Genomic DNA, 12,282 nt, shown 5'->3' with positions numbered 1-12,282 from the left:
ACTCATCTTGCGGGAGTGCTAAGATGGCCTCCGGAATCTCAACCGAGACCGGGGGTTTGCCCCTGATTCCAAAGGAGTTTTTAGTGAGCAACGCCCTGACCCTCCCGAACACCCTGCGCCCGACGCCGGCCAAGGCCGAATCGGCAGGCTCGCTGGCGCTCGCAGCCCAATCGATGTTGCCCGGCCAGCTCGGCAACATCGACGCGTACATCCAGGCCGTCAATCGCATTCCGCTGCTGACCGCCGAAGAGGAACGCCGGTACGCAACCGAATTCCGCGAGGACAACAACCTGGACGCGGCGCGCCGGCTCGTGCTGTCGCACCTGCGTCTCGTCGTGTCGATCGCGCGCAACTACCTCGGCTACGGCCTGCCGCACGGCGACCTGATCCAGGAAGGCAACATCGGCCTGATGAAAGCCGTGAAGCGGTTCGACCCGGCGCAAAACGTGCGCCTGGTGTCGTATGCGATTCACTGGATCAAGGCCGAGATCCACGAGTACATCCTGCGCAACTGGCGCATGGTGAAGGTCGCGACGACGAAGGCGCAGCGCAAGCTGTTCTTCAACCTGCGCAGCCACAAGAAGAGCATGCAGGCGATGACGCCCGAGGAAATCGACGGCCTCGCGCAGGAGCTCAACGTCAAGCGCGAGGAAGTGGCCGAGATGGAAACGCGCCTGTCGGGCGGCGACATCGCGCTCGAAGGGCAGGTCGACGACGGCGAGGAGTCGTACGCGCCGATCGCCTACCTGGCCGACTCGCACAACGAGCCGACCGCCGTGCTCGCCGCGCGCCAGCGCGACATGCTGCAGACGGACGGCATCGCGCAGGCGCTCGACGCGCTCGACGCGCGCAGCCGCCGCATCATCGAGGCGCGCTGGCTGCAGGTGGACGACGACGGCTCGGGCGGCTCGACGCTGCACGATCTCGCCGCCGAGTTCGGCGTGTCGGCGGAACGCATCCGCCAGATCGAAGCGAGCGCGATGAAAAAGATGCGCACGGCCCTCGCCGAATACGCGTAAATCCCGGCGATTCAGAGCACTGCATCGAAACCGCTGCCCGACCGGCAGCGGTTTTTTTTCGTCCGTTTTCCACTGCTTTTGACGCGCTTTTCAGCGCGTTTCGCGCCCCGTTTCCCTCCCCGTTTCCCGCCCGTTAATTGAACTGATTCATCCGGCATTGCGCTATTTGCAGCGCTCATCCGCATAACCTTGATCCACCTCAATTTTTAACCCCTGTTTCGCGACGGTCTGCCGCAGCGCAGCACTCGGCATCGGAAAGCAGTCCTTTTAAAATTGGCACATCAGGCGCAAAAGGATTAAAACAGCTTCACGGCCGTCACCAATCCGACGTAAAGTCGCCCCCAATCCGACCTAAATCGATTCAGGATAATCGCCTTGATCTCGATCAATAAAGAGCCTGCGCCGCCCTCGCGGCCGGCCGGCCCGATCGGCTGGCGCGCGCGCATCGCCGCATGGGCACGCGGACCGACCCTCGCCCGCGACATCACCCTGGTGCTGATCGTCAAGCTGATCCTCCTGATGTCGCTCAAATACGCATTCTTCAATCATCCGCAGGCCGAGCACATGTCGTTGCCGCCTGCCGCCGTGGCCGAGAAGCTGCTCTCGGTGCCGGCGCCTGCACCCACCGAGGGAGACCACCATGATAAGTAGCGAAGTCGTCGATCTGTCGCGTCTGCAGTTCGGCATCACGGCGCTCTACCACTTCCTGTTCGTGCCGCTGACGCTCGGCCTGTCCTGGCTGCTCGTCATCATGGAAGCCGTCTACGTGATGACCGGCAAACAGGTCTACAAGGACATGACGCAGTTCTGGGGCAAGCTGTTCGGGATCAACTTCGCGATGGGCGTGACGACCGGCATCACGCTCGAATTCCAGTTCGGCACGAACTGGTCGTACTACTCGCACTACGTCGGCGACATCTTCGGCGTGCCGCTCGCGGTCGAAGGCCTGATGGCGTTCTTCCTCGAATCGACGTTCGTCGGCCTGTTCTTCTTCGGCTGGAACCGCCTGTCGAAGGTCAAGCACCTGATCGTCACGTTCCTCGTCGCGCTGGGCTCGAACCTGTCCGCGTTGTGGATCCTCGTCGCGAACGGCTGGATGAACAACCCGGTCGGCGCCGAATTCAACTACCAGACGATGCGCATGGAAATGACGAGCCTGTTCGACGTGCTGTTCAACCCGGTCGCGCAGGTGAAGTTCGTGCACACCGTGTCGGCCGGCTACGTGTCGGCGGCGATGTTCGTGCTCGGCGTGTCGTCGTGGTACCTGCTGAAGAAGCGCGACGTCGACTTCGCGCTGCGCTCGTTCGCGGTCGCGGCCGGCTTCGGCCTCGCGGCCACGCTGTGCGTGATCGTGCTCGGCGACGAATCGGGCTACACGACCGGCGAAGTGCAGAAGATGAAGCTCGCCGCGATCGAATCCGAATGGGAAACGCAACCGGCGCCCGCGTCGTTCACGCTGATCGGCATCCCGAACCAGGAGGAACAGCGCACCGACTACGCGATCAAGATCCCGTACGCGCTCGGCCTGATCGCGACGCGCTCGATCGACGAACCCGTGATCGGCCTGCGCGACCTCGCGAAGCACAGCGAGGAGCACATCCAGAGCGGGATGATCGCGTACGGTGCGCTGCAGAAGATCAAGCAGGGCGACACGAGCGACGCGACGCGCGCGCTGTTCGACCAGCACAAGCAGTATCTCGGCTACGGGCTGATGCTCAAGCAGTTCACGCCGAACGTGACCGACGCGACGCCCGAGCAGATCAAGGCCGCCGCGAAGAAGACGATCCCGCCCGTCGCGCCGGTGTTCTTCTCGTTCCGGATCATGGTGTTCCTCGGCTTCCTGTTCGTCGCGACGTTCGTTGCCGCGTTCTGGTTCTGCGCGCGCCGGCAACTGCTGCAGGACAACCGCCGCTGGTTCCTGCGCTACGCGGTGTGGGCGATCCCGCTGCCGTGGATCGCGATCGAATTCGGCTGGATCGTCGCCGAACTCGGCCGCCAGCCGTGGACGATCGCCGGCGTGCTGCCGACGCACCTGTCCGCGTCGAGCCTGCAGCCGAGCGACCTGTACCTGAGTCTCGCCGGCTTCATCCTGTTCTACACCGCGCTGTTCGTCATCGAGATCAAGCTGATGTTCAAGTACGCGCGCCTCGGCCCGTCGTCGCTGCATACCGGCCGCTATCACCACGAACTCGCCGCTGCCGGCGAGCGGGCCGCGGTTTGAACACGCCCTCGCAACCGAACAAGGAATCGCTATGGACTATGCAACGCTCAAGCTGATCTGGTGGGTGCTCGTCGGCGTGCTGCTGATCGGCTTCGCCGTCACCGACGGCTTCGACATGGGCGCGACCGCGCTGCTGCCGTTCCTCGGCAAGACCGACGAGGAGCGCCGCATCATCGTCAACACGGTCGGCGCGACGTGGGAAGGCAACCAGGTGTGGCTGATCACGGCCGGCGGCGCGATGTTCGCGGCCTGGCCGCTCGTCTACGCGGCGTCGTTCTCCGGCTTCTACTTCGCGATGCTGCTCGTGCTGTTCGCGCTGTTCTTCCGGCCGGTGGGCTTCGACTACCGCAGCAAGCGGCCGGACCCGCGCTGGCGCGCGGGCTGGGACTGGGGCCTGTTCGCCGGCGGCTTCGTGCCGGCGCTCGTGTTCGGCGTCGCGTTCGGCAACCTGCTGCAGGGCGTGCCGTTCAAGTTCGACAGCGACCTGCGCGTGACCTACTACGGCGGCTTCTGGGCGCTGCTGAACCCGTTCGCGCTGCTGTGCGGGCTCGTCAGCCTCACGATGCTCGTCGCGCACGGCGCGGCGTTCATCAAGATGAAGACCGACGGCGCGATCGCGCGCCGTGCGTCGATCGCGCTGCGCGTGGCGTCGTTCCTCGCGGTCGTGCTGTTCGTGCTGGCCGGCGTGCTGGTGGCCTCCTACATCGGCGGCTTCCACATCACCCACGCCGCGCCAACCGACACCGTCGCGAACCCGCTGCTCAAGGACGTCGCCGCCGGTTCGGGCCTGTGGCTCGCGAACTACGGCGACTATCCGTGGATGATCGCGGCGCCGGTCGTCGGGATCGCGGGCGGCGTGCTCGCGCTGCTGCTCGCCGGCTCGAAGCAGGAAAAGACGGCGTTCTTCTGCACGGGCCTGATGATCGCCGGCGTGATCCTGACCGCGGGCTTCTCGATGTTCCCGTTCATCATGCCGTCGTCGCTCGACCCGCGCAGCAGCCTGACCGTGTGGGATTCGACGTCGAGCCACATGACGCTGCAGGTGATGCTGTTCGCGGTGATCGTGTTCCTGCCGATCGTGCTGATCTACACGAGCTGGGTGTATCGCGTGATGCGCGGGAAGGTCACGCACCAGACGCTCGAAGAGAACAAGCACTCGATGTATTGATGCATTGAACCGGGTCGGGGCGCGCAGGCGCCTCGCCCACCGTTCCACCGTTTCGCAAGGAGTCGGATCATGTGGTATTTCAGCTGGATTCTCGGTATCGGCGTCGCGCTGTCGTTCGGCATCGTCAACGCGATGTGGCTCGAAGCGCGGCAGAAGACGCAGGAAGCGCCCGTGCGGGCACGCCGCGACTGATGCATCGGCGGACTGATGCGTGACGCGCGCGCGCCGATCGCGCGCCGCCACCGTCCGGAAGGGAAAGAACCTCGCTTCACGCGAGGTTTTTTTCGTCCTGGCCGCGCGCGGGCAAGCGTCGTGCATCGATGCCAATTTAGCGCCAGATTGATACCACTTGAATACCAATAAAAGGTTTCATAAGATCGTTGGACACGGCCGCTGACAGGCCGATTCCTTCTGGGTGGGGGAGACATGCGAATCCCGTGTGTGGCGTGCGCGTGCGCGCCGTGTCGACGTCCGTGTGCCGCGGCGCGCGCCGTCGTCGCGATCGCGTGCGGCCGCACGCATGCCGTCGGCCGCGGCCGCGTCGTCGTCGCGGCGGTTGCCGCGCGCCGCCGATGAATCCGCGCACGCGGCCGCGCCGATCCGATCGGCACGCATGCCCGCCTCCCGTTCCGTAACGCACGCTCCCGCGTGCCGAATGCGCGCGGTGCAGCCGCATCGCCCCGCGTGCAGGCATCTCCCGCAGCTCCACTGAAAGACCCGATCGCAGCGACGTCGCGTCACGACGCCGCCACGCCCTCTTTTTCTCAGGAGTTCGAATTGAAGCGTACCTTGCCATCCCTCATTGCCGGTCTGCTGCTCGCGGTGCTGCCCCCCACCGCGATCGCCGCGGTACCGGCGTCGCCCGCCGCCGGCGCGACCGCCGGCGCCGCGCAAGCAGCCAGCCTTGCGACGGTGCTGTCGAACGGGCTCGCGCTGCGCGTCGCCGTCGACAACAACCATGCGGCCGCCGCCGGCGTACCCTGCGCCGACCTCGGCGCCGACGGCGCGGCCTGCGCGACGGGCCGCCTGATCCTGCAGAACCGCGGCCACCAGGCGATCGCCGACGGCGGCTGGAAACTCTATCTGCACAGCATCCGCCGCCTGCTGCGGATCGACCGTCCGGGCTTCGCGCTGCGGCGGCTCACCGGCGACCTGTACGAACTGACGCCGCAACCGGGCTCGGTGCGGCTCGCGCCCGGCGAGCGCATCGAGTTGCCGTTCGTCGCCGAATACTGGCTGCTGCGTTACAGCGACGTGATTCCGCGCCCGTATGTCGTCGTCGACGGCGCGCCGCCGGCCGTGCTGCGCTACAACGATACCGACAACGAGCTGCGCTACGTCGAATCGCTGCCGGCCGACGCGCAGAACAATTCGACCGGCAACGCGCCGCCCGTGGCCGCACGGCCCGATCCGGGCCGCGCGCTGCCGAGCGTGAAGCGCGAACTGCCGCTGCCCGGCACGCTCGAGCTGCGCGGCGTCGAACTCGCGCTGCCGGACCTGCCGGACGCGCAGGTCGCGGTGCTGCGCGAGCGCGCGACGACGCTCGGGCTCGACGGCGCACGCGTGCCGGTTCGCGGCTTCGTCGCGCCGCGCGGGCTGCCGGCCGACCTCGCGACACCGGGCGGCTACCGGCTCGCGATCGGGCCGCGCGGCGTGCTGATCGAAGGCTACGATCGCGCGGGCCTCTACTACGGCGTGCAGACGCTCTACTCGCTCGCGCCGGCCGGCGGCGGCCCGATTCCCGCGATGCTCGTCGAGGATGCGCCGCGCTTCACGCATCGCGGCATGCACGTCGACCTCGCGCGCAACTTCAAGCAGCCGGCGACGCTGCGCCGCCTGATCGACCAGATGAGCGCGTACAAGCTCAACCGGCTGCACCTGCATCTGTCCGACGACGAGGGCTGGCGCATCGAGATTCCCGGCCTGCCCGAACTGACCGAGATCGGCTCGCGCCGCTGTCACGACCCGGACGAGACGCGCTGCCTGCTGCCGCAGCTCGGCTCCGGCCCCGACAACCGCTCGGGCGGCGGCTACCTGACGCGCGACGACTACGTGGCGCTCGTGCGCTACGCGGCCGCGCGTTTCGTGCAGATCATCCCCGAGATCGACATGCCCGCGCACGCACGGGCTGCCGTCGTGACGATGGAGGCGCGCTACCGGCGGCTGCATGCGGCCGGCCGCGAGCAGGAAGCGAACGCGTATCGGCTGCTCGACCCGCAGGACACGACGAACCTGACGACGGTGCAGTTCTACGACCGGCGCAGCGACCTGAACCCATGCGTGCCGGGCGCGCTGAACTTCGCGTCGAAGGTGATCCGCGAGATCGCGGCGATGCACGCGGACGCGCAGGCACCGCTGCAGACCTGGCACTACGGCGGCGACGAAGCGAAGAACATCTTCCTCGGCGGCGGCTTCCAGCCGCTGAACGGCACCGACCCGAACAAGGGGCGCATCGATCTGGCCGCGCAGGACAAGCCGTGGGCGCGGTCGCCCGCGTGCACGGCGCTGCTCCAGCGCGGCGAGATCAAGTCGATCGACGAGCTGCCGACGCGCTTCGCGAAACAGGTGAGCGCGGCGGTCGACGCGAACGGGATCGGCACGATGGCCGCGTGGCAGGACGGTATCAAGCATGCGAACGGGCCGCGGGATTTCAGCACGCGCCACGTGATGGTGTCGCTGTGGGACACGATCTTCTGGGGTGCGTCGGACAGCGCGCGCGATCTGAGCGGCAAGGGCTACCAGACGGTGCTCGCGCTGCCCGACTACCTGTACTTCGACTTCCCGTACACGCTCAATCCGCGCGAGCGCGGCTACTACTGGGGCTCGCACGCGACCGACGAGTACAAGGTGTTCTCGCTCGCGCCGGAGAATCTGCCGCAGAACGCCGAGGTGATGGGCGACCGCGACGGCAACGCGTTCGAGGTGACGGGCACGGGCCCCGCGCCGCGCATCGAGGGCATGCAGGGCCAGGCGTGGGGCGAGGTGATGCGCAACGACACCTTCCTCGAATACATGACCTACCCGCGGCTGCTCGCGCTGGCCGAGCGCGCGTGGCACCGGGCCGACTGGGAGCTGCCGTATGCGGCCGGCGTGCGCTTCAAGCGCGGCGACACGCACCACGTCGACATCGCCGCGCTGCAGCGCGACTGGGCCGGCTTCGCGACGCTGCTCACGCAACGCGAATTGCCGAAGCTCGACCGGGCCGGCATCGGCTACCGGAAACCGACCTTCACGCTGACGAATCCGTGAACGGTTGAACGGCCTGGCAGTCGGCGCGTCAGGCGAAGCGGGCCCACGCATCGCCTGTCGCGTATCGAGCATTGCCCGCGCCAAAGAAAAAACGGCTTGCGACGTACGCGTCGCAAGCCGTTTTTCGTTTCATCCCCGGCCGGACCCGCCACGCGGCTCCGGCCGGCTTCACCGCCTCACGCCGGTTGTGCCGCCGCCCCGCCGCCCGACGGCGGCAGGCGCGCGCCGAGCTGTTCGGCATAGCGTGCGGCCGCGTTGCCGCAGACGATATGGAACGTGTCGAGCGACACCCATGCGACGTCGAGTGCGCCGAGACGCTCGCGATCGACCGCCGACGGATCGCGCACGACCACGCGCAGGCGCGTGGTGGCCACCGCATCGAGCGACACGACGTTGGTCGCGCCGCCGAATACCGCGAGCCAGCGCGTCGGCTCCGGATCGAGCGGGCCGGCGGCCGCGCCCGTGACGGGCTGCGCGGCGGCGGCCGGCGCCGTCGCTGCCGCGCCGGTCGCGCCGCTGCCGATCGCGGCGCGCATCTCGTCGGCAATGATGTCGGCCTCGGGCCCGATGATCACCTGTACGCTGTTGCCGCCGCGCTTGAGCACGCCGCGTGCGCCGATCGACTTCAGTTCCGGCTCCGATACCTTTTCCGGATCGACGACCGTCAGGCGCAGGCGCGTCGTGCACGCGTCGACGACCGACAGATTGGCCGCGCCGCCGAGCGCGGCGATGTAGCGTTGCGCGCGCGGTGCGGCAGCCGTTGCAGCCGCGCCCGCGGCCGGCGCGACGAAGCCGCCCGATGCATACGATTCCGTGGCCGCATCGGCCGAGGCCGGCTCGCGGCCCGGCGTGGCCATGTTGAACTTGCGGATGAAGAAGCGGAACAGCCCGTAGTACGCGACGCCGTACGCAATGCCGAGCGGGATCGCGATCCAGCCCTTCGTCGACAGCCCGTAGTTCAGCACGTAGTCGATCGCGCCGGCCGAGAACGTGAAGCCGAGCTTCACGCCGAGGATCTGGCAGATCGCGAGCGACAGCCCGGTGAGCACCGCGTGGATCACGTACAGCACCGGCGCGAGGAACATGAAGCTGAATTCGATCGGCTCGGTCACGCCGGTCAGGAACGACGTCAGCGCCATCGAGAACAGCAGGCCGCCGACCATCGCGCGGCGCTCCTTCGGCGCTTCGTGCAGCATCGCGAGACACGCGGCCGGCAGGCCGAACATCATGATCGGGAAGAAGCCGGCCATGAAGGTGCCCGCGGTCGGATCGCCCGCGAAGAAGCGGTGCAGGTCGCCGTGCACGATTTCGCCGCCGGCCGGCGGCGTGAAGTTGCCGAACACGAACCATGCAAGCGAGTTGATGATGTGGTGCAGGCCGGTGACGAGCAGCAGCCGGTTCAGGAAGCCGAACACGAACGCACCGATCGCGCCCGCCGTCGTCAGCCACTGGCCGGCCGCGTCGATCGCATGCTGGATCGGCTGCCACACGTACCCGAACGCGATGCCCAATATCACGCACACCAGCCCCGTGATGATCGGCACGAACCGCTTGCCGCCGAAGAACGCGAGGTAGTCCGGCAGCTTGATGTCCTTGTAGCGGTTGTACAGCAGCCCCGCGACGACACCCGCGATGATCCCGGACAGCACGCCCATGTTCAGCTTGGGATCGATGTCCTTCATGATCGCGGTTTCGATCAGGTAGCCGATCGCGCCCGCGAGCGCCGCCACGCCGTTGTTGTCCTTCGCGAAGCCGACCGCCACGCCGATCGCGAACAGCAGCGGCAGGTTGTCGAAGATCGCGCCGCCGGCGTCGGCGATCATCTTGATGTTGAACACGTCCGGCTGGCCCAGCCGCAGCAGGATGCCGGCGACCGGCAATACCGCGATCGGCAGCATCAGCGCCCGACCCAGGCCCTGTATTTTCAGAAACGGATTCCCGTCCATTCGATCCTCCAATCCATGTCTCGTCGTTAAGCGTCGTTGACCTAATTGCTTTCGTAGTAAAACGGGCCGCGAGCCCGCCGACGACGCTCAGTCGAGCGGCCAGACCTCGCGGCTTGCTGCCCTTACCGCCTGTGCCGAATCGAGCGCGAGCAGATCCTGCGCGCGCTGACGGCACAACTGGTAATCGAGACGGCGCACACGCGCCTTGATGCCCGGCACCGCCACCGGATCGACCGACAGCTCGGTCACGCCGAGGCCCACCAGGACCGGCACCGCGAGCGGATCGCCGCCGAGCGCGCCGCATACGCCGACCCACTTGCCATGCTTCGCGGCGCCGCGCACCGCGATGTCGATCAGGCGCAGCACGGCCGGATGCAGGCCGTCGGACTGCGCGGCGAGATCGGCCTGGCAGCGATCCATCGCGAGCGTGTATTGCGTGAGGTCGTTGGTGCCGATCGACAGGAAATCCGCATGCTGCGCGAGCTGGTCGGCCAGCAGCGCGGCCGACGGCACCTCGATCATCACGCCGACCTCGATCGGCTCGGTGCGGCCCTGCGCGCGCGCGAATTCGTCGATGCGCTTCCTCAGCCGCACGAGTTCGCCCGCGTCGGTCACCATCGGCAGCAGGATGCGCACCGCGCCGAACGGTTTCACCGCGAGCAGGCCCTGCAACTGATCGTCGAGCAGATCGGGGCGCACCTGCGCGAGACGGATGCCGCGCAGCCCGAGCGCCGGGTTCGGCTCGGGCGGCAGCGTCAGGTAGTCGACCTCCTTGTCCGCGCCGACGTCGAGCGTGCGGATGATCGCCGTGCGGCCCTGCAGCGCGTCGACGATCGACTGGTAGCTCTGCTGGTGCTCGACGACGGTCGGCGCGGCCTGGCGGTGGATGAACATCAGTTCGGTGCGCAGCAGGCCGACCGCGTCGGCGCCGTTGTCGACCGCGGTGTTCGCGTCGTCGAGCGTCGCGATGTTCGCGGCGACCTCGATCGCGCGGCCGTCGACGGTCGCGGCCGCAACGCCCGCCTGTTGCCGGTTCGCCTCGCGCACGCCGTCCAGGCGCTGGCGCTCGTGCCGCGCGCGCTCGACGTCGAGCGCGGTCGGCGCGTGTTCGAGCCGGCCCGCGCTCGCATCGACGACGACCTGCGTGCCGTCCGGAATCGTGTACAGCGCATCGCCGACCGCCACCAGCGCCGGGATGCCGAGCTGCCGCGCGATGATCGCCGCGTGCGACGTCGCGCCGCCGCGCGCCATCACGAGCGCGGTCACGCGCTCGCGATCGAGCGACGACAGGTCGGACGGCGTGAATTCGTCGGCCGCGAGCACGGCTTCGTCGGGCAGCGTGCGCGCCGCGCCGTTCGTATGGCCGAGCGCGCGCAGCACGCGCTTCTCGATGTCGCGCAGGTCGGCCGCGCGCTCGGCGAGCAGCGCGTCGTCGAGCTTCGACAGCGTGTCGATCTGCGTGCGGATCGTCGCGCGCCACGCGAAGCCGGCACCCTTGCCGAGGCTGATCAGGTCGCGCGCCGCGTCGATCAGCGTCGGGTCTTCCAGCAGCACCCGATGCACCGCGAAAATCCCCGCCTCGCCGACCGCGCCGCGCGCCGACGCATTGCGAACTGTTTCGGCGAGTTCGGCGTCGACCGCCTTCAGCGCCTGGTCGAGCCGGCGGCTTTCGGACGCGGGCGTGCCGGCCGCCTGTTCGGGCGGCACGATGTCCGCATCGTCGAGACGCACCAGCGTGCCGACCGCGATGCCGGGCGCCGCGCACACGCCGGCGAGCGTGTTCGGGTCGAGCGCCGCGCCGGTCGCGTGCACGATGGTTTGCGGCGCGGGTGATTTCAGCCGCGCCGGCTTTTCCTCCACTTCGCCGTGCGCTTCGCGCAGCAGCTCGCGCTCGACCGCATCGACGGCCTGCTGCGCGTGCGCGCCGCGGCCGACCAGTTCGACCGTCGCGCCTTCGCCGGCGCCGAGACCGAGCAGACCGACGACGCTCGCGATCGACGCCTTGCGGCCGTCGAACAGCACGTCGACGCTCGCGTCGAACCCGCGCGCGGCTTCGCGCGCCCGCGCGGCCGGCCGCGCATGCAGGCCGCCCGGCTGCGCGAGCACGATCTTGCGGCGCACTTCGTTGTGCGCGGCCGCGCCGGCCTGCGCCGCCTGCGCGGCGGCTTCGCCCTTGCCGCGCAGCACGAGCAACGGCGTCTCGCCGGCCGTCGCGAAACCGCTCGCGCGGTCGACCACCTCGAACGCATCGGAATTCGCGATCGCGATCACCGACACGAGCGAATGCGCGTGACGCGCCACCGCGTCCTGGTCGAACTCGATCAGCAACGCGCCCGCTTCGACGCGTGCGCCGGCTTCGACGTGCGCGATGAAGCCCTGCCCGTTCAGCTCGACGGTGTCGATGCCGATGTGCAGCAGCACTTCCGCGCCTTGCGGCGTCGTGATCGTCACCGCGTGGCCGGTGCGCGCGAGATGCGACACGACGCCCGCGCACGGCGCGACGAGCCGGCCCGCGAGCGGGTCGATGCCGATGCCGTCGCCGAACATCCCGCCGGAGAACACGGGATCGGGCACGTCGGCCAGTGCGACGATCGGCCCCGTCAACGGGCTGAGCAGGATGATCTGATCGTGGGTGGGGCTCTTCAACTGGGACTCCTCGGCGCGTCTCATCGGCTTTCT

General features: G+C 68.3%; 8 protein-coding genes. 6 read left to right on the top strand and 2 right to left on the bottom strand.

The window, feature by feature from the left end:
- Positions 1–83: 83 nt before the first annotated feature.
- The 6 genes from rpoH to C5F75_RS03460 all read left to right on the top strand — a co-directional run bounded on the left by rpoH (position 84) and on the right by C5F75_RS03460 (position 7,657).
- Positions 84–1,019, top strand: coding sequence for an RNA polymerase sigma factor RpoH (rpoH, locus tag C5F75_RS03490; RefSeq protein ID WP_104011875.1), 936 nt, complete (start codon positions 84–86; stop codon positions 1,017–1,019).
- 369 nt (positions 1,020–1,388) lie between these two features.
- Entirely contained in the window at positions 1,389–1,670 is a 282-nt protein-coding gene (gene cydP / locus C5F75_RS03485) for a cytochrome oxidase putative small subunit CydP (RefSeq protein ID WP_179231750.1), read from the top strand.
- The gene (locus tag C5F75_RS03480) at positions 1,660–3,240 is read left to right on the top strand and encodes a cytochrome ubiquinol oxidase subunit I (RefSeq protein WP_059575619.1); all 1,581 of its coding nucleotides are present in this window, start codon (positions 1,660–1,662) and stop codon (positions 3,238–3,240) included. The genes cydP and C5F75_RS03480 overlap by 11 nt, the downstream gene beginning before the upstream one ends.
- A gap of 31 nt (positions 3,241–3,271) precedes the next feature.
- A complete protein-coding gene (gene cydB / locus C5F75_RS03475; RefSeq protein ID WP_059575617.1) occupies positions 3,272–4,408 on the top strand; it encodes a cytochrome d ubiquinol oxidase subunit II in 1,137 nt (378 codons plus the stop codon).
- A gap of 69 nt (positions 4,409–4,477) precedes the next feature.
- Positions 4,478–4,600 carry a cytochrome bd-I oxidase subunit CydX gene (cydX, locus tag C5F75_RS03470; RefSeq protein ID WP_006477761.1) on the top strand — a complete coding sequence of 41 codons (123 nt, stop codon included), beginning with the start codon at positions 4,478–4,480 and terminating at the stop codon, positions 4,598–4,600.
- Positions 4,601–5,185: 585 nt separating this feature from the next.
- A complete protein-coding gene (locus tag C5F75_RS03460) occupies positions 5,186–7,657 on the top strand; it encodes a family 20 glycosylhydrolase (RefSeq protein ID WP_104011874.1) in 2,472 nt (823 codons plus the stop codon).
- 176 nt (positions 7,658–7,833) lie between these two features.
- Here C5F75_RS03460 and nagE read toward each other — a convergent pair whose 3' ends face one another.
- Both nagE and ptsP read right to left on the bottom strand, forming a co-directional pair.
- Positions 7,834–9,603, bottom strand: coding sequence for an N-acetylglucosamine-specific PTS transporter subunit IIBC (gene nagE / locus C5F75_RS03455; RefSeq protein ID WP_060008992.1), 1,770 nt, complete (start codon positions 9,601–9,603; stop codon positions 7,834–7,836).
- 87 nt (positions 9,604–9,690) lie between these two features.
- Positions 9,691–12,273 (bottom strand): phosphoenolpyruvate--protein phosphotransferase, encoded by a 2,583-nt coding sequence (ptsP, locus tag C5F75_RS03450; protein ID WP_060008989.1) that lies wholly within the window; start codon positions 12,271–12,273, stop codon positions 9,691–9,693.
- Positions 12,274–12,282: the final 9 nt, after the last annotated feature.

Source organism: Burkholderia anthinoferrum (assembly GCF_002925705.1).
Classification (GTDB): domain Bacteria; phylum Pseudomonadota; class Gammaproteobacteria; order Burkholderiales; family Burkholderiaceae; genus Burkholderia; species Burkholderia semiarida.
This window is presented reverse-complemented; position numbering and strand designations above follow the sequence as displayed.